Source organism: Mycobacterium hainanense (assembly GCF_041890355.1).
Classification (GTDB): Bacteria; Actinomycetota; Actinomycetes; order Mycobacteriales; family Mycobacteriaceae; genus Mycobacterium; species Mycobacterium hainanense.
Genome location: NZ_CP169059.1, coordinates 5459429 through 5476781 on the forward strand (window position 1 = coordinate 5459429; position 17353 = coordinate 5476781).

A 17353-nucleotide genomic window follows, 5' to 3' on the forward strand; every position below is an offset into this window, starting at 1 on the left:
ATTTCAGACCTCCCATGTCGCCTCCCGATCGGCCCTTCGTAGCCGAAGCTACGTGCGGCGTGTTTCGGAGGTATTGCGGTGGATTGTCCGAGGGACTACCGGGGCCTCACCGCGCCGAGCCGCTCCAGTAAGCCTCCAGCAGGTCGTTCACCCGGGCCGGGTCTTCCAGCGCCGCGAGGTGTGCGATGCCGTCGAGGACGCGAAACGACGCGCCGGGGATCGACTCCGCCATGGCCCGTGTCTCCGCGACGGGGAAGGTGGCGTCCTCGGCCCCGGCGACCACCAGGACCGGGGCCGAGATGGTTCGCAGCAGCGCGTGCTGGTCGGGCCGGGCGGGAACCACGCTGCGCACGGCCCAACGCGCCGAATCGATGTCGACCGCCCGCAGGCTGGCGCGCACGGTCTCGACGACGTCCGGGCGGGTGCGCAGCGTCGTCGGGCCGAGGAAGGCGCGCATGGCCGACCGCGTCAGCGGCGGCCGGATGCCGCCCAGCACCGCCGCCGCGCGCAACATGGCCGCGTATTTCGCCTTCTGCACGGCGCCGGCCTTCGACGCCGTGCAGTTCATCAGGACGGCGCGGTCGAGGCGATCGGAATGCCGGGCCGCGAACGTGGCGCCGATCATGCCGCCCCAGGAGTTCCCGACGAAGTGGGCCTTGTCGATGCCGAGCCCGTCCAGCAGGTCGACGACGCAGCGGGCGCAGTCGGTGAACGTGAAGGCTGACCGCAGCGGCTCGCTGCCGCCGTGGCCGGGCGGATCGATCAGCACCAGGCGGTGGCTGGCACCGAACCTCGCGGCCTGGCCGGCCCACAGGTCCCCGGTCATCAGCAGGCTGGGCCACAGCAGCACCGCCGGGCCGGTGCCCGGGCTGACCTGCACGCGGATCCTGCCGAGCGCGGTGTCGACGAACCGCGCGACGAGCCTCGGGGCGTTCGCGGTCACGTTGCCTCCCCAAAGTCTGAGCCGTCCGATCCAACGCATATCACTGATAGCAGGCCGCCGGGTTCTCCGCGTCGGTGATACTGATGCGGTGCCGAACACCGATGTTCACCCTGACCTGCGCCGGATCGCCCGATTCGCCCCGCGCCGGCTCGTCGGTCCTCGGACCCTGCCGCTGATGCGGGCCGCAATGGCGCTGCGCAACCGCCTCACCAAGCCCGTCCGCGACGTCGAGGTGATCACGCTGGGTTCGGGGGCCGGTGTGCGGCTGTTCCGGCCGGTCGGCGTGGCCGAACCGGCCCCGGCGCTGCTGTGGATCCACGGCGGCGGATACGTGATCGGCAGCGCCGAGCAGGACGACCGGCTCTGCAGAGGGTTCAGCCGCCGGTTGGGCATCACCGTCGCCTCGGTGGAATACCGCCTGGCGCCCGAACATCCGTATCCGGCTCCGCTGGAAGACTGCTATTCGGCGCTGACCTGGCTGGCCGGTTTGCCGTCGGTGGACCGGTATCGGGTGGCCATCGGTGGGGCCAGCGCCGGCGGCGGCCTGGCCGCGGCCCTGGCGCTGCTGGCCCGCGACCGCGCCGAGGTGAGCCCCGCGTTCCAGCTGCTGACGTATCCGATGCTCGATGACCGGAGTTCGGCGACCGCCCCGAGTTCGAACTACCGGCTGTGGGACAACCGCAGCAACCAGTTCGGCTGGTCGGCCTATCTCGCGGGCGCCGACCCGCGGGTCGCGGTGCCGGGACGCCGCGACGACCTCAGCGGGCTGCCGCCGGCCTGGATCGGGGTCGGCACGCACGACTTGTTCCACGATGAGGACCTGGCCTACGCGGAGCGGCTGACGGCCGCCGGGGTGCCGTGCCAGGTCGAGACGGTCCCGGGCGCCTTCCACGGCTTCGACCTCATCTTCCCCAAAGCCCAAGTGTCGCAGCGCTTTTTCGACAGTCAGTGCGCAATGCTGCGCGCCGCCCTGGCCACGGCGCCGTGATCGCCGGTCACATCGAGAAGTAGACGAGTTCGCCGCCGATGATGGTGGCCGCCACCATGCCGGCGTCCAGCTCGGCCAGCGCGGTCGCCGGCGGCTCGCTCAGCACACAGAGGTCCGCCGGTTCTCCGACCGCCACGGTGCGCGGCTGGCGCGGCCGGTCCGGCCTGCCCAGGAACATCGTCAAAGCCTCTCGGGCCGAGACACATTCGTTGGCGTTCAGGACGGCGCCGCTGGGGGTGGTGCGGTAGACGGCGGCGCGCATCGCCGTCCACGGGTCGCCGTGGCCGAACGGCATGTCGGTGGACAGGGCCACCGGCACCGTCGCCTCCAGCAGGGAGGCGACCCGCCACAGCTGCGGATGCTCAGCCGCGGGGACGTCGGCGAGGTAGTGATCGCCGCGCTCGGCGACGAGGTTGGGTTGCGTCACCACCGTGACACCGAGCTCGGCGAGGTCGGCCAGGTTGTCCTGGGGCACGATGGCGGCGTGCTCGATGCGATCGTCGGGATGGCTGCCGGCCGCGCGCAGGGCGGCGATGGTGACCACCAGTTGGGCCGCGGTCACGCAATGCACGGCGACGGGCCGTCCCGCGCGGTGGTGGCAGGCGATAAAGTCCGTCAGGGCGTCCAGGTCGAGGCGGTCGTCGTGCAGGATGATCTTGCCGGGGGACAGGAAACTCGGCCGTGGCCGGAATTCGCCGTGCCGGTGCGCCACCACGAGTGACACCATGTCGTCGGCGTCGAGGTCGGGGGTGGCGTCGGTGACACCGGTGACGCCGGTCGCGGTGATTCGCCGGCTCAGCTCCGCCAGGTCGCTCTCGCGCCGCTGCAGCAGGTCCGACCAGCCGTGGTCCGCGCTGCGCAGGCGACCGTCGGGATGGTCGGAAAGCCCGATCCGGCCTAGCGCCTCCGAGTTCAGGATCCACAGCACACCGCTGCGGTGCTGGATGCGCACCGGGGCGCTGCGCACGATGGCGTCCAGCGCGTGCCGGTCCAGATCGCCGGCGACCGACTCGTGGTAGCCGATGGCGCGAACCCAACCGTCGGGGCCCGGCGTCGCGTTCGACAGCAGTTGCGTCAGTTCGGCTTTCGTGCTGACACCGGGCGGCCCGACGAAGAACGAATCCAGCGCGGAGGCGGCCGAGCGCACGTGCACGTGGTGGTCGTGCAGGCCGGGCAGGACGGTGCCCCCGCCGGCGTAGAGCACGCCCTCGCCGCTCTCGGCAACCAGACCGTCCCCCATTTCGTCGATGCGCTCGCCGAGCCGGATATCGGTGGTCGTCCCGTCCAGCAGCGTCGCACGCCGAATCAGCATCGCGGGCAGCTCCTTTCGGCCGCCATCCGGCGCACGGCCTCGTTGTCGGCGCCCAGCCGCGCCGCCGGGTGCCCCGTAGGGGGAACTCGAGGGGGCGGCGCCGGCCGGTTCGACACCGACGCCTGCGTCGGCAGCACTGCATAGCCGGCGGCGACGGCGGCCATCGAAACCTCGATGAGTTCACCACCGCCGCGGCCCAGCGAATCGATGACCACCCGCGTCGCCTCCAGTCCCGTCAGCGGATCGGCGATGGCATCGGCGCAGAACACCGGCCCGTCGGCGGCGACGCCGACCAAACCACCGGCCACCGCGGCATCGTCACCGAATGCCGGCCTGGTGCCGCCATAGCCGTTGATGCGCAACCAGATTCGCCCGTGTCCCGGCTCGATGTCGTCCGGCCCGAGCCGGCGCCGGGCCAACGCCGCGGGTCGCGAGCCTTCGATAACGATGTCGGCGGCGGTGAGCAGCGCCCGCAATTCGTCCGCTTGGGCGTCGAAATCGACGCAATACGAAAGCTTTTCACCGTTCATCCAGTCGAAGAATGCCTGGTTGCCGCCGCGGGTGCCGTCGGGGCGGCGCGGGCTCTCGACTTTGACGACCGTCGCCCCGGCCAGGGCCAGCAGCTGCCCGCAGAGCGGGCCGGCCCACATGGAGGACAGGTCGGCGACCAGCAGGCCGCCGACCCCGCGCGCCGGTCCGCGGGCACCCCTCGGCCGGATCCGCGGCGCCGCGGCCACGGCCTCGCCCAGGGCCGCAGCCGGGATGTCGAGCAGGCTCGCGCGCTCGACAACGGCGGAGCGCGCATGCGTTGTCGCCCAGCGCCGCAACGCCGGCCACGGGTCCGCCCCCACGCGGTCGGTCTGCACCAGCGCGGGCACGGCGGCGGCGTCGTCGGGGCGCGACAGCGTGATCGCGCACCAACCGTCGGCGGCCGCCAGCAACCGGGTTGCGCCGCCGGCGGAGGCTCGGCCGCCGCGCGTCAGGCCCAGCAACGCGGCCCGCCCGGCGAGCAGGTCGGCTGCGTCGATCGCGACGCCCAACTGCTCGCCGACGGCCGTGGCCACCCGCTGGGCGTGGATGAGCACGTTCGCGCGGGAGAAGTCGGGCGGCCCGCCCGGCAGGCCGGTCAGGTAGGCCAGCCCGCTGCTCCCCCACGTCGACGTCGCCGAGCTCACGCCCCCCATTGTGCGCGTGGCGGTCTTAGAACTGGAGCGCGCTGAATCGCCAGTCCAGCACCGCCCGGTCCGGCTCGTCCGCCACGTCGCTCACGGCATGGACCAACGACCGCAGTCGCAGCTCGCCGCCCTGTCGGGTCGGCTCGGCGGACTCGATGTGCAACTCGCTGTAGAGGGTGTCGCCCTCGTGCACGGGACCGGTGTGATCGCAGGATTCCCAACCCAGCACCGTCACCAGGTTGGGCAGCATCCGGCTCGCCTGCGCGAGCGCCAGCCCGATGGTGTGCCCGCCGTACACCAGCCGGCGCCCGCCGACCCGCGAATCATGATGGGTGGCAGCGATATTCAGGGTGAGCCGGGCGAGCTCCGGCGCGCTGGTCACGACGTCGCCGGTGCTGTGCAGCACCGCGCCGGCCAGGCCCGGGTCGAAGTGCGGGCCGGGCACCTTGTCCCGGAACGCCTCGCCGTCCCAGTCCGCGGTCGGGTCGGCGGGGACCGACGCGTCGGCCCCGATCCTGGACAGGTCGTCGTGCGGCGCCCCGTCGGGCCGCCAATCGGGCCCGGCGGGCAGCATGCCGCATCGGTAGAAGTCGAGCACCGGCCGGTCGTCCTGGTCGACGGTGGTCATCCGCAGGGCCGCCATCCCGGTCGGCGCGCGGCCCGGCTTGGGCGAGTTCGCCCGCAGGCCAACCACTTCCGTGCGGGTGTAGAGGGAATCGCCGATGACCGGGAACCGGTGGAACCTCAGCCCGCGGTAGAACAGGTTGGCCTTGACGCGCTGGGTGGCCAGCGTCGACTGCCCGATCGCCACGTCGCAGACCAGCGCCGGATGCGCCAGCGGGCCGGCCAGGCCGGTGACGGCGCTGCAGAGCCCGGCGTCCAGGGCGAGCCGCAGCCGATCCCCCACGATCGCCTGGTGCGCGGCAGCCAACCCCGATGACAGCGTGGCCGCCGGTGCCCAGTCGAAGACCTGACCGACCGAGAGGTCGTCGAAGTAGGGTCCGCCCTCCCGCACATGCGCATATGTCACGGGGCCAATATGGCACACGTGAGAAGTGAGCTGAACGACGAAGAAGAGATGCTGGTCGCTACGGTGCGGGCGTTCATCGACCGCGACGTCAAACCGACCGTCCGTGAGGTCGAACACGCCAACACCTATCCCGAGGCGTGGATCGAGCAGATGAAGCGGATCGGCATCTACGGGCTGGCCATTCCCGAGGAGTACGGCGGTTCGCCCGTGTCCATGCCGTGCTACGTGCGGGTCACCGAGGAACTGGCCCGCGGGTGGATGAGCCTGGCCGGGGCGATGGGCGGCCACACCGTGGTGGCGAAGCTGCTGACTCTGTTCGGCACCGAGGAACAGAAGCGGGCCTACCTGCCGGCGATGGCGACCGGCCAGCTGCGGGCCACCATGGCGTTGACGGAGCCGGGCGGCGGTTCGGACCTGCAGAACATGACGACCACCGCCGTGCCTGTCGAGGGCGCCCCCGGCCGCCTGCGGATCAACGGCGCCAAGACATGGATCAGCAACGCCCGGCGGTCCGATCTGATCGCGCTGCTCTGCAAGACCGATCCGGGTGCCACGCCGCGCTATAAGGGCATCTCGATCGTGCTCGTCCAGCACGGCCCGGGCCTGACGGTCTCGCGCGACCTGCCCAAGCTGGGCTACAAGGGCGTCGAATCCTGCGAGCTGTCCTTCGACGACTTCTTGGCGCCGGAGTCGGCGGTGTTGGGCGGCCGGACGGGCGAGGGGTTTTCGCAAATGATGAAGGGCCTGGAGACGGGTCGCATCCAGGTCGCCGCCCGGGCGCTGGGCGTGGGCACCGCGGCGCTCGAGGACGCGCTGGCCTACGCCCAGCAGCGGGAAAGCTTCGGGCGGCCGATTTGGCAGCATCAGTCGGTGGGCAACTATTTGGCCGACATGGCAACCAAGTTGACCGCCGCCCGTCAGCTCACCCGCTACGCCGCCGAGCGGTACGACAGCGGCGAGCGCTGCGACATGGAGGCGGGCATGGCCAAACTGTTCGCCTCCGAAGTGGCGATGGAGATCGCGTTGAACGCCGTGCGGATCCACGGCGGCTACGGCTACTCCTGCGAATACGACGTGGAGCGCTACTTCCGCGACGCGCCCCTGATGATCGTCGGCGAAGGCACCAACGAGATCCAGCGCAACGTGATCGCCGGGCAGCTCGTCGCGCGCGGTGGCATCTGAGCGGGAGACCGGGAATGTGCGGGCTTGACGCCCTGGTGTGCTGTATATTTGCCTGACTTCTGGCACCCGCAAAGCGGCGCGGGAGTAAAAGTCACTGCGACGAAAGAAAGTCGGCTGCCATGAGTTATCCCCCAGGGCCCTACGAAGGCTCGCCGGAATGGCAGGGTCAGCAGCCGGAATGGCAGGGGCAGCAGCCGGAATGGCAGGGGCAGCCGCCGGGTGGGCAGGGCCAGCCACCGGGTTGGCCGGGACAGCAGCCGGGTTGGCCGGCCCAGCAGCCGGGTTGGCCGGCGCCGCAACCGGGCTGGCCGGGCCAGCAGGAGCCGGACAACTACCTCGTCTGGGCCATCCTGTGCACCGTGCTGTGCTGCCTGCCGTTCGGAATCGTGTCGATCGTGTACTCCACCAAGGTGTCCGGACTCTGGTCACAGGGACGGTACGCCGAGGCGCAGGCCGCCGCCGACAATGCCAAGAAATGGGCCATCATCGGCGCGGTCGCCGGTGGCGTGTTCGCCGTGATCATGGTGATCCTTTACGTGGCCATCGGCGTGATCGCCGTATCCAACCTGCCGTCGACCACCACCACGACGTATTCCGGCTTCTGACAACGCTTTAGGCGTTCGTTAGTCGCGGGTCGCGTCCACCAGGCTCCAGGCCAGCGCGGTGTCGGTGTCGATGGTGCGCCCGGACAGCACGAGATAGGCGGTGCGCCATCGGCCGATGCGGCGGGTGATGCTGAACGTCCCGCCGGCGCCGGGGATCAGCCCGAGCTGGAGTTCGGGTAGCCCGAATACCGAATCCACCCGCGCGACCACCCATCCACAGAACGACGCCATCTCCAGCCCGCTGCCCAGCACGCGGCCGTGCACCTCTGCCCGGCACGCGCGACCGAACCGGGCGGTGAGCGCGTCGAGCGCCAGCGCGGGGCTGTGCCTGGTGCGGGCCAGGTGAGCGCTCGCGGGGTCGGCGAAGGTGCCGAACTCGGCGAGGTCACCCCCGCTACAGAACGACGGTCCGTTGCCGCGCAACACGATCCCGGTCACGGAAGGGTCCAGTAGCGCGACGGTCAACGCCTCCAGCAGCGCCGCGCGGGCATCGGTGGAAAACGCATTGTGGCGCTGCGGCCGGTTGAACGCGATGCGCAGGGTGTCGCCGTCCCGCTCGGCCAGCACCGGGTCGGCGATGTCGGGCATCCGGGCGGGACCGCGTTCGCTGAGCCAGCGCGCGAATTCAGGACCGGCCTGCAAAGTCGAGTAAGCCAGCGATTCGGTCACCACGCCGGCCAGCGCCGGGCCGCCGGGTACCACCCCACGCAGCACGTCGTCACAGACGCTGCTGGCCAGCGGCCAACGGTGACAGCGCGCGGTCAGCTCGGCGAGCGCGTCCGGCACCGACTCGACGGTGATCACCCGACGATCGGCACAGTGGTCCTCGGTGAGGGTGAAAGTCGCTGCGTCCAGCCAGGATTCACAGCGGGCGAAGTCGGAAGCGGCGCCGTGCGCCACGATCATCCCCGGCGGCGCCGCGGGGCCGGCATCCGGCGGGCTCGCCAGGTCCACCACCTCGAGCATGGATCACACCGAGTATTTCTCGATCAGCCCGTTCTTGTAGAGCTTGCCGGTGTCGGTACGCGGCAGTTGCGCCTCGAACGCGATGGATCTCGGACACTTGTAGTGCGCCAAGCGGTCTCGCAGCCAGCCGAGCAGCTCGTCGCCGAACTCGTCGGTGGCGTCGCCCGGGTTCACGGTCTGCACGGCGGCCAGCACGCGTTGCCCCATCTCGTCGTCGGGTACCCCGAACACCGCCGCGTCCAGCACTTTCGGGTGGGTGACCAAGAGGTTCTCGGCCTCCTGCGGGTAGATGTTCACCCCGCCCGAGATGATCATGTGGTGGCGCCGGTCGGTCAGGTACAGGTATCCCTCCTTGTCGAGGTAGCCGATGTCGCCGACGGTGGCCCAGCCGTGTTTGTCGCGGGAGGCCGCGGTTTTCGTCGGGTCGTTGAGGTATTCGAACGACGAGCCACCCTCGAAGTAGATTTCACCGGCCTGCCCTGGCGGCAACTCGTTGCCGTTCTCGTCGAGGATGTGCACGGCGCCCCCCATGGGTTTGCCGACCGAACCGGGGTGCGCCAGCCACTCCTCGGCGGTGATCAACGTCGACCCGTGCGCCTCGGAGGAGGCGTAGTACTCGTCGATGATCGGCCCCCACCAGTCCATCATCTGCTTCTTGATCTCCACCGGACACGGCGCCGCCGCGTGCATCACCCGCTGCAGGCTGGACAGGTCATAGGAATCACGAACCGCCGCAGGCAATTTCAGCATGCGGGTGAACATCGCCGGGACGAACTGGCCGTGTGTGACGCGGTGTCGCTGGATGGCGTCGAGGCAGCCCTGCGCATCGAATTTCTCCAACACCACCGTCGTGACTCCGCCGGCCTGCGCGCTCATCGACCACACCGAGGGAGCCGTGTGATACAGCGGCGCCGGGCTGAGGTAGATCGAGTCCGGGGTCATCCAGAAGCTCACTAGCGTCGACATCATGCCGGGCGCCTCGGACGGCGGAACGTGCGGCAGTTCGCGTTTGATCCCTTTGGGGCGGCCGGTGGTGCCCGACGAGTACTGCAGCAGGTCGCCCTCGCGTTCCTCGTCGATCGGGGTATCGGGCTCGCCCGCAACGCATTCGGGGTAGCGCTGCCAGCCCCCGAGGTCAGCCTCTCCCTCTTCCACGGCGAAAAGCAGCAGCCCGGGCAGGCCGCCGGGAAGATGCTCGGCCAGGTTCTCGCACGTCTTGCGTAGCGCCGCCGACCCGATAATGCCCTTGGCGGCGCTGTTGTCGATGATGTAGGCGGCCTCGGCCGCGGTCAGGTGGGTGTTGATCGGCACGTAGTACAGGCCGCTGCGCCGCGCCGCCCACATCACCGCATGGATGTGTTCGTTGTTCTCCATCAGGATCGCGACGGCGTCGCCCTCCACGAGGCCGGCCCGCCGAAAGTAGTGGGCCAGCCGGTTGGCCCGCGCCTCGAGCTCGTCGAAGGTGATGACCGTGCCGGACGGGTGAAGAATGATGGCGGGCTTGCCGGTGCCCAGGTACTCGCGAATCTGCATGCGCAGACTGTACCGCCGAAAAACTTGACGGGTGTCAAGTGGTGGTGGGTCGACGACGGGTCCCACACCGCGGCACCCACTGCGATGACGCGATCAGCGCCCAGCAACGCAGATCGCCTTGGGGTACCCTTCCTTAAACGATGCCGGCCTTCGCTGCGGCCAGTTCCGTACGGAGGTTCGCGTGGACGAGCGCCTGTCCGCATCCGTGGCGTGCTGCACCCCGACCGGCCGACTCGGCGTCTACGACTATGTCGGCGGCATGGAGCGCCTGCTCGAGGCGGTGCAGGAATTGTCGTTGGCGCGCAGCCTCGCCGAAATCCAACGTATCGTCCGGTCCTCGGCGCGTGAACTAACCGGTTGTGACGGTGCCACTTTCGTGCTTCGCGACGGCAACAATTCCTACTACGCCGACGAAGACGCCCTGGCACCGTTGTGGAAGGGCAGCCGTTTCCCGATCGAGTCCTGCATCAGCGGTTGGGCGATGCTCAACCGCGCGGCCGCAGTAATCCCCGACATCTACCGGGATTCACGTATCCCGCATAGCGTCTACCGCGCGACATTCGTCAAGAGCCTCGTGATGGTCCCGATCCGCCAGCTCGACCCGATCGGGGCGATCGGCAACTACTGGGCCCACCGGCATCCACCTTCCGAGCAAGAGGTGCGCCTACTGCAGGCGCTGGCCGATTCGACATCGATCGCGATGGAAAGCGTCCAGGTGTACTCCGAACTCGAGCGGCGCGTACGCGACCGGACGGCCGAGCTGGAAAGCGCCCACGAGGAAATCAGTCGGCTCTCCGTGACCGACGAACTGACCGGCCTCAACAATCGTCGCGGCTTCTACCTGCTGGCCGAGCAGCAACTGCGCGGCGCCCACGACCTCGGCCACAACTGCGTGCTCGCCTTTCTCGACGTCGACGGGCTCAAGCGGGTCAACGACGAGCACGGTCATGACGCCGGGGACGCCCTGATCAAGGATGTCGCCGAGGTACTGCGCGGTATGCGGCGCGAGCCGGACATTGTCGCCCGCCTGGGCGGCGACGAATTCTGCGTCATGGTCACCGAAAGAGGCGGCGGGACAGCCGCGGTCAAAGAGCGGCTCGCGGAGGCGTTCCGTGCCTTCAATGAGACCAGCGACCGGCCCTACCGCATCTCCGCCAGTATCGGCCTGGTGCAGGCGCCCGTCGCCGAGCATGCCACCGTGGACCAGCTGCTGGCGCGCGCCGACGAACTGATGTACGCGGAGAAGAAGGCGAGCCCCGATTCGCGGCGCCGCGCGTGAGAACGGCTAGCGGCGCCTAGTCGGCGTCCGCCAGCCGCTGCTTGAGCGCCTCGAACTCGTCCTTCACGCCGGTGGGCAGCTTGTCGCCGACGAACTCGAACCACTCCTCGATCAAGGGCAGCTCTTCGCGCCACTCGGCGGGATTGACCGCGAGCGCCTTCGCGACGTCCTCGGCCCCGACGTCGAGGCCGTCCAGGTCCAGGTCAGCCGCGGTCGGCACGATGCCGATCGGGGTGTCCTGGCCGCCCGCCCGGTGCTCGATGCGGTCGACGATCCACTTCAGCACGCGGCTGTTCTCGCCGAAGCCGGGCCACAAGAACTCGCCCTTCTCGCCGCGGCGGAACCAGTTGACGAAGAACACCTTCGGCAGCTTTGACTCGTCGGAGTTCTTGCCCAGGTCGAGCCAGTGCTGGAAGTAGTCACCGACGTGGTAGCCCAGGAACGGCAGCATGGCCATCGGGTCGCGGCGCACCGTGCCGACCTTGCCCTCCGCGGCTGCGGTCTGCTCGCTGCCCATGGTGGCGCCCATGAAGACGCCGTGCTGCCAGTCGCGGGCCTGCGTCACAAGCGGCACCGTGGTCTTGCGGCGGGCGCCGAACAGGATCCCCGAGATCGGCACGCCCTGCGGGTCGTCCCACTCCGGCGCCAGGATGGGGCACTGCGACATCGGGGTGCAGTACCGCGAGTTCGGGTGGGCCGCTTTGGTTTCCGTCTCGCGGATGTACCAGTCGTTGCCCTTCCAGTCGATCAGGTGGTCGGGCTCGCCCTCCAGGCCTTCCCACCACACCTCGTTGTCGTCGGTCAAAGCGACGTTGGTGAACACGGTGTTGCCCGCGGCGATGGTGCGCATCGCGTTGGGGTTGGACTTCCAGTTGGTGCCCGGCGCGACCCCGAAGAAGCCGAACTCCGGGTTGACCGCGTACAGCCGGCCATCCTTTCCGAAGCGCATCCAGGCGATGTCGTCGCCCAGGGTCTCGGCGCGCCAGCCCGGGATGGTCGGCTGCAGCATCGCCAGGTTGGTCTTACCGCACGCCGACGGGAAGGCGGCGGCGAAGTAGTAGGCCTTGTTCTCCGGGGAGATCAGCTTGAGGATCAGCATGTGCTCGGCCAGCCAGCCCTCGTCGTGGGCCATCGCCGAGGCGATGCGCAGCGAGTAGCACTTCTTGCCCAGCAGGGCGTTGCCGCCGTAGCCGGAGCCGTAGCTCCAGATCTCGCGGGTCTCCGGGAAGTGGGTGATGTACTTGGTGTCGTTGCACGGCCACGGCACGTCCTTCTGGCCCGGCTCCAGCGGGGCCCCCACCGAGTGCAGCGCTTTGACGAAGAACCCGTCATCGCCCATCTTCTCCAGGGCGGCCTTGCCCATCCGGGTCATCGTGCGCATCGAGACGACGACGTACTCGGAGTCGGTGATCTCCACGCCCAGCTTGGGGTCGTCGGCGCCGAGCGGGCCCATGCAGAACGGCACCACGTACATGGTGCGGCCCCGCATGCAGCCGCGGTACAGGTCGGTCATCAGGGCCCGCATCTCGGCCGGGTCCATCCAGTTGTTGGTGGGGCCGGCGTCGATCTCGCGCTCGGAGCAGATGAAGGTCCGCGACTCGACCCGCGCGACGTCCGACGGGTCGGACAACGCCAGGTACGAATTGGGGTGCTTCTTCTCGTTCAGTTTCTTGAACGTGCCCGCCTCGACCAGCTCGGCGGCCAGCCGATCGAATTCTTCGGCGGAGCCGTCGGTGAACACCACGCGCTCAGGCTGGGTGAGCTCGGCGACCTCCCGTACCCACGACAGCAGCCCCTGATGGTTGGTGGGCGCGGTGTCCAAACCGGGAATGGTCGCTGAGGTCATCGAAATCTCCTGAATCCTTCTGCGTACTCGTGCATCTCTTCAATTGGGTTATGTGCTCGACCACACAGCTGCTTGAATGGTGGCGTTAACTACAGGTTATCGTGAGCACCTTGTCGGGGAAGCCTCGGGCAGGTATAAGCCTTCTCACAGCAACGATTCAGAAGAATTTCCCGCATCCTCATCACCGCTGGAAGAAGCCGGTTTTTCGGTTGCTTCGCCCGCCGCGGCCTTTTTCACGTCGGAATCGTCGGCCAAATCAGAATCGTCGGATTTAGATATACCCGCTTCGCCCAGTTCTGCACGCACCGCGTCCAGGGCCGCCAGCACCGTGGGCAGCTCCCGGTCCCGCGCGGCGGCGTCCCGCGACGCCGCCATGGCATGGGCGCGCAGCTCGCGGTCGATGGCGTTGACCTGGTCACTCACCTGCGCATTCTCGACCTCGTCCTGGGCCAGCACCGCTTTGCTCAGCACCGACTCGGCGACCAGGACGCGGGTGGCGACCAGCTCCTCGGCCACCGACCGCAGCGACGAGGTCACGTCGCCCGCCCAGCGGTCGAGCAGCGCCCGATCGCGCAGCAGGCTGCGAATGTGGATCACCAGCAGCGTGACCGCCAGGCCGATCGCCACGCAGGTGACCGCCGCGACCACCGACAGGGCGGGGCTGAGCCGAGCGGCCAGCCCGCTCATCAGCCGGCTCAGCGTCAGCGCCACGCCCAGGCCGAAGCCGGCGCCCAGCAGCATCATCAGCCAGGTCTCGTGCCGCCGGGATTTCAGTGGGGGCGGCGGGACGTCGACCGTCGGCAGCTGTTCGAGGGGCGGCAGAACCGTCGCGACACCCACCACGTGCGCGACATCCGCGAGATGGGTGGCGGTGCCCTCGTTCACCTCGGCGACCACCTCGTCCAGCCGGCCACGCGTGTGCGCCTCGAAGCTGGGCATGTCGCGCCGGGACAAGCCGGCCACGTCTTCCTGCAGCTCGGTGCGCACCGACGAACACCGGTTACGCGCGAAGTGGGACAGCTGGACGCGCGCCTGCTGGATCTGACCGCGCAGCGTGACTGTGCGCTCGGTCCTCGCCTCGCGCCGCTGCCGCAGGGCGGTGCTGCGCTCGTCGCGCAGCGCGTCCACCCGCGCGCGGCGCCCCGCGCCGTCGGCCTGTCGGTCGAACCGCTGCGCGACGGTGGTGAGCCGGGATTCCCAGGCCCGCAGCCGGTTTCGACGGGTGAGCTCGGGGTCCGCCAGCCGCGCCGAGACGGCCTCCACCAGGTCGTCGACGATCGGCTCGCCGAGGTCGGGCAGCGCGGCCGCACCCACCCAGGGCACCCCGGCGTAGCGCGGCGCGTGGGTGGCCAGCGTTTCGCGGTCGGCGGCCAGCACGTCACGCCAGCCCCGATGCACGTCGATCTTCGACACCACCGCCACCACCGCGTCGGTGTGCGCGGCCGCGGCGTCCAGCAGCGCGCAGTCGGACGGCGTGAGGTGCGCCGCCGCGGAGACGACGAACACCACGGCCAGCGGCACGTCGCCGGGCCCCAACTCCGTCGACTCGACGAACTTGTGCTCGGGCAGCCGTTCGCGCAGCGCCGTGGCCACCGCGCTCACCCCGGCCAGCCACGGTCCGGTCACCAACACCACGTCCCGGCGGTGCACGGCGGGGGCTTCCAGCTCCGGCGCGACGCTCGCCACCAAAGCGTCCACCTGGGCGACCGGGTCGTCGGGCTTGTCGGCGCTCACCGCCAGTCCCCCGGCAACGACCCGCAGGCCCGCGACCACAGCCGCATCGATCCCCGCGCGATGTCGGCGCCGCAGGCGCGGTGCAGCTCGCTGGAGGTCACGCGGCTGTAGCGCTGCCACCGCACCGCCCGCGGCAGGTGCGCGGATGGGTCGCGGTCCCAGTCGGCGGGCGCCGCGATGCCCGGGCCGAGCCCGGCCGCCTCGGCCAGGTCGACGGCCGCCGCCATCCGCGCGACCACGGTGTCGTCGTGGGACAGGAACGCGCCGATCCGCTCCGCGGGTTCGGCCGGGCCGACGGCCAGGACTTCCAGCTCCGCGACGGCGTCGCACACCCGCCGGTAGCGCGCCTCCGCGCCGGCGGCCGAGATCTGGGCCAGGGCGGCGTCGACCCCGCTCGTCCGGCGCAGCAGGGCCCGCAGCTGGGCGGCTGTCCTGCCCTGCCTCGCCGCGGCGACCCCGAGCGCGATGCCGAACAGATCCAAAGTGTCCAGCAGGCGCAGCCGGACGTCGGCCGGTAGGGGGTTGTCGGCCGCCAGGAACCGGGCGAACGAGCCGTCGAGGCACTCGGCCGCTCCGGGGTGCACGGCGAGCGTCTCCAGCGCCGCCCACAATGCGTCGTCAAGCCCGCCGAGCGCGGCCACCGCGAGCAGGCCACACATCGGCACCATGGGCGCACCGACCCGGGCGGCCAGGTCCGCGCAGCGGCTCCGCGCCGCCGCGATCGGCCCGTCCCCGCCCGAGAGGGACCCGGCCAGGTCCGCCTTGTTCAGCACAGCCAGCACCGGGCGTTCTGCGGCGGCGATCGCGTCGACGTCTTCCGGCTTGACCACCTCGGTGAGCACCTGCACGACGACGTCGGCCGGGCGGTCGCCGTCGGTGGTCACCGCGATCCCCGCGGCCGCGCCGGCGCGGTCCAGCGCGCGGGCGACGGTGTCGCGCCCCACACCCGGGCGCCCGCGGACGAGCACACCCAAGGGCGCGGCGGTTCGCCGCGCGATCGCCGCCACGCGCGGGTCGGGGTGGTCGGCGGCGAATCGCGCCAGCTCGTCGACGAACTCCTGGTGTCCTTGTCCCCTCATCGTCCCCTCATGTCTCGCGTTCGGTTCGATGGATCCGACCCGGGGGCCGATCGAGTCCCACCGAATGGTGGCACTTGCGTCACTTTGATGCGAGCCACCGTCTGAGTGTTACCAGCTGAAGGCAACTGTTGGGTATCAATCTGGACCAGGGGCGGCTACATCGCTGGTTTATGCGCCACCATGGACAAATGCATGCGCAACCCGGGGTGGGAGTGTTTCGCGTCGCGCCGCAGGAGCGATCGGACGACCGTCGCGACCAGCGCTATCTTCCGGCATCGACCTTCCGCTCCCGGCGGTCCGCGCTTTCCGACGCGCAGCGGCAGACGTGGGACCGGCTGTGGCCGGAGCTGGGCCTATCGGTCGGCAGCCCGGCGGGGGCGGGCGAAGGCGGCGGGGAGCCGCCGCTGGACACCCGGGCCTGGTTCGGCCGCGAGGCGCCGCTGGTGCTCGAGATCGGTTGCGGCAGCGGCACGTCGACGCTGGCGATGGCCAAGGACGAGCCCGATATAGATGTGATCGCGGTGGAGATCTACAAGCGGGGGTTGGCGCAACTGCTGTGCGCGATCGACCGCGAAGGGGTCGGCAACATCCGCTTGATCCGCGGCAACGGCGTCGACGTGCTGCAGCGGCTGATCCCCCCGCGCTCGCTGACCGGGGTGCGCGTCTTCTTCCCCGACCCGTGGCCCAAGGCCCGCCACCACAAGCGCCGGTTTCTGCAACCGGGGACGGTTGGCCTCATCGCCGATCGGTTACTCCCTGGTGGTGTCCTGCACGCGGCGACCGACCACCCCGGCTACGCCGAGCACATCGGCGCCGTCGGCGATGCCGAGCCGCGGCTGCGTCGCGCCGACCCCGCGGGCGGGCTCCCGATCTCGGTGGTACGGCCTACCACCAAGTACGAGACGAAGGCACACGCGGCGGGCAGCGCCGTCTCCGAATTCATCTGGCTACGACATGAGTAGGCGATGACCATGAGCCTGGCGGAAGAACAGACCGCGGCAGCAGAACCCTTGGCGGTGTTGTCCGACGACGCGTCGCTGGGCAGCTTCTCACCGCCGGGCGGCCGCGTGTTGCTGGTGTGGGACGCACCCAACCTCGACATGGGGCTCGGCTCGATCCTGGGCCGGCGGCCCACCGCCCTGGAGCGTCCGCGGTTCGACGCCCTGGGGCGCTGGCTGCTGGCGCGCACGGCCGAGGTCAGTGCGAGCAGGCCGGGCGTCGTGGTCGAGCCCGAGGCCACCGTCTTCACCAATATCGCGCCGGGCAGCGCCGACGTCGTGCGGCCCTGGGTGGACGCCCTGCGCAACGTGGGTTTCGCCGTGTTCGCGAAGCCCAAGATCGACGAGGACAGCGACGTCGACCGCGACATGCTCGCCCACATCGAGCTGCGGCGCAGCCAGGGGTTGGCGGCGCTGGTGGTGGCGTCGGCGGACGGGCAGGCGTTTCGTGAACCGCTGGAGGAGATAGCCCGCGGCGGAGTCCCCGTCCAAGTCATCGGATTTCGCGAACATGCGAGTTGGGCGCTAGCGTCGGATACCTTGGACTTTGTCGACCTGGAAGACATCAGCGGTGTGTTCCGGGAGCCGTTGCCGCGAATCGGCCTAGATTCGCTGCCTGACCAGGGAGCATGGCTGCAGCCGTTCCGGCCGCTGTCCGCTCTGTTGACCGCGCGTGTGTGACA

Annotated in this window: 15 protein-coding genes; 6 read left to right on the forward strand and 9 right to left on the reverse strand. The window is 70.0% G+C overall.

The features are described from left to right. Positions 1 to 106: 106 nt before the first annotated feature. Positions 107 to 943: an alpha/beta fold hydrolase gene (locus ACEL92_RS25725; protein ID WP_374023379.1), complete on the reverse strand. Its 837-nt coding sequence runs from the start codon at positions 941 to 943 to the stop codon at positions 107 to 109. Positions 944 to 1031: 88 nt separating this feature from the next. Between ACEL92_RS25725 and ACEL92_RS25730 the strand changes: the two genes are divergently transcribed. Next, complete coding sequence (locus tag ACEL92_RS25730; RefSeq protein ID WP_374023380.1) at positions 1032 to 1931, forward strand: alpha/beta hydrolase; 900 nt, start codon at positions 1032 to 1034, stop codon at positions 1929 to 1931. Positions 1932 to 1938: 7 nt separating this feature from the next. Here the strand turns inward: ACEL92_RS25730 and ACEL92_RS25735 are convergent, their stop codons facing one another. From ACEL92_RS25735 to ACEL92_RS25745, 3 genes are read right to left on the reverse strand one after another with little or no spacing between them, the layout of a single operon-like run. Beyond that, on the reverse strand, positions 1939 to 3243 hold the full coding sequence (locus tag ACEL92_RS25735; RefSeq protein WP_374023381.1) for an amidohydrolase family protein: 1305 nt from the start codon (positions 3241 to 3243) through the stop codon (positions 1939 to 1941). Then, complete coding sequence (locus ACEL92_RS25740) at positions 3237 to 4427, reverse strand: CoA transferase (RefSeq protein WP_374023382.1); 1191 nt, start codon at positions 4425 to 4427, stop codon at positions 3237 to 3239. The genes ACEL92_RS25735 and ACEL92_RS25740 overlap by 7 nt, the downstream gene beginning before the upstream one ends. 16 nt (positions 4428 to 4443) lie before the next feature. Further along, positions 4444 to 5448, reverse strand: a complete 1005-nt coding sequence (locus ACEL92_RS25745; protein WP_374023383.1) for a MaoC family dehydratase — start codon at positions 5446 to 5448, stop codon at positions 4444 to 4446. Between the two features lie 9 nt (positions 5449 to 5457). On the opposite strand from ACEL92_RS25745, the gene ACEL92_RS25750 reads away from it, so the two are divergent. Next, positions 5458 to 6630: an acyl-CoA dehydrogenase family protein gene (locus ACEL92_RS25750; protein ID WP_374023384.1), complete on the forward strand. Its 1173-nt coding sequence runs from the start codon at positions 5458 to 5460 to the stop codon at positions 6628 to 6630. A gap of 119 nt (positions 6631 to 6749) precedes the next feature. After that, positions 6750 to 7235 (forward strand): CD225/dispanin family protein, encoded by a 486-nt coding sequence (locus ACEL92_RS25755; protein WP_374023385.1) that lies wholly within the window; start codon positions 6750 to 6752, stop codon positions 7233 to 7235. Between the two features lie 18 nt (positions 7236 to 7253). Here ACEL92_RS25755 and ACEL92_RS25760 read toward each other — a convergent pair whose 3' ends face one another. Together ACEL92_RS25760 and fadD4 are read right to left on the reverse strand one after the other, a co-directional pair. After that, positions 7254 to 8201 carry an enoyl-CoA hydratase/isomerase family protein gene (locus ACEL92_RS25760; protein ID WP_374023386.1) on the reverse strand — a complete coding sequence of 316 codons (948 nt, stop codon included), beginning with the start codon at positions 8199 to 8201 and terminating at the stop codon, positions 7254 to 7256. Between the two features lie 3 nt (positions 8202 to 8204). Beyond that, positions 8205 to 9734 (reverse strand): fatty-acid--CoA ligase FadD4, encoded by a 1530-nt coding sequence (fadD4, locus tag ACEL92_RS25765; RefSeq protein WP_374023387.1) that lies wholly within the window; start codon positions 9732 to 9734, stop codon positions 8205 to 8207. A 259-nt stretch (positions 9735 to 9993) separates the two neighbouring features. Here fadD4 and ACEL92_RS25770 point away from each other — a divergent pair, with 259 nt between their 5' ends. Next, positions 9994 to 11013 (forward strand): diguanylate cyclase domain-containing protein, encoded by a 1020-nt coding sequence (locus ACEL92_RS25770; RefSeq protein ID WP_374026388.1) that lies wholly within the window; start codon positions 9994 to 9996, stop codon positions 11011 to 11013. A gap of 16 nt (positions 11014 to 11029) precedes the next feature. Here ACEL92_RS25770 and ACEL92_RS25775 read toward each other — a convergent pair whose 3' ends face one another. From ACEL92_RS25775 to ACEL92_RS25785, 3 genes are all read right to left on the reverse strand, one after another. Then, entirely contained in the window at positions 11030 to 12859 is a 1830-nt protein-coding gene (locus ACEL92_RS25775) for a phosphoenolpyruvate carboxykinase (GTP) (RefSeq protein ID WP_374023388.1), read from the reverse strand. A 144-nt stretch (positions 12860 to 13003) separates the two neighbouring features. Next, a complete protein-coding gene (locus ACEL92_RS25780) occupies positions 13004 to 14593 on the reverse strand; it encodes a hypothetical protein (RefSeq protein WP_374023389.1) in 1590 nt (529 codons plus the stop codon). Beyond that, on the reverse strand, positions 14590 to 15672 hold the full coding sequence (locus ACEL92_RS25785; RefSeq protein WP_374023390.1) for a hypothetical protein: 1083 nt from the start codon (positions 15670 to 15672) through the stop codon (positions 14590 to 14592). The genes ACEL92_RS25780 and ACEL92_RS25785 overlap by 4 nt, the downstream gene beginning before the upstream one ends. A 170-nt stretch (positions 15673 to 15842) precedes the next feature. Between ACEL92_RS25785 and trmB the strand changes: the two genes are divergently transcribed. Together trmB and ACEL92_RS25795 are read left to right on the forward strand one after the other, a co-directional pair. After that, positions 15843 to 16634 (forward strand): tRNA (guanosine(46)-N7)-methyltransferase TrmB, encoded by a 792-nt coding sequence (gene trmB / locus ACEL92_RS25790; RefSeq protein ID WP_374023391.1) that lies wholly within the window; start codon positions 15843 to 15845, stop codon positions 16632 to 16634. A gap of 9 nt (positions 16635 to 16643) precedes the next feature. Then, entirely contained in the window at positions 16644 to 17351 is a 708-nt protein-coding gene (locus tag ACEL92_RS25795; protein ID WP_374023392.1) for an NYN domain-containing protein, read from the forward strand. Positions 17352 to 17353 lie beyond the last annotated feature (2 nt).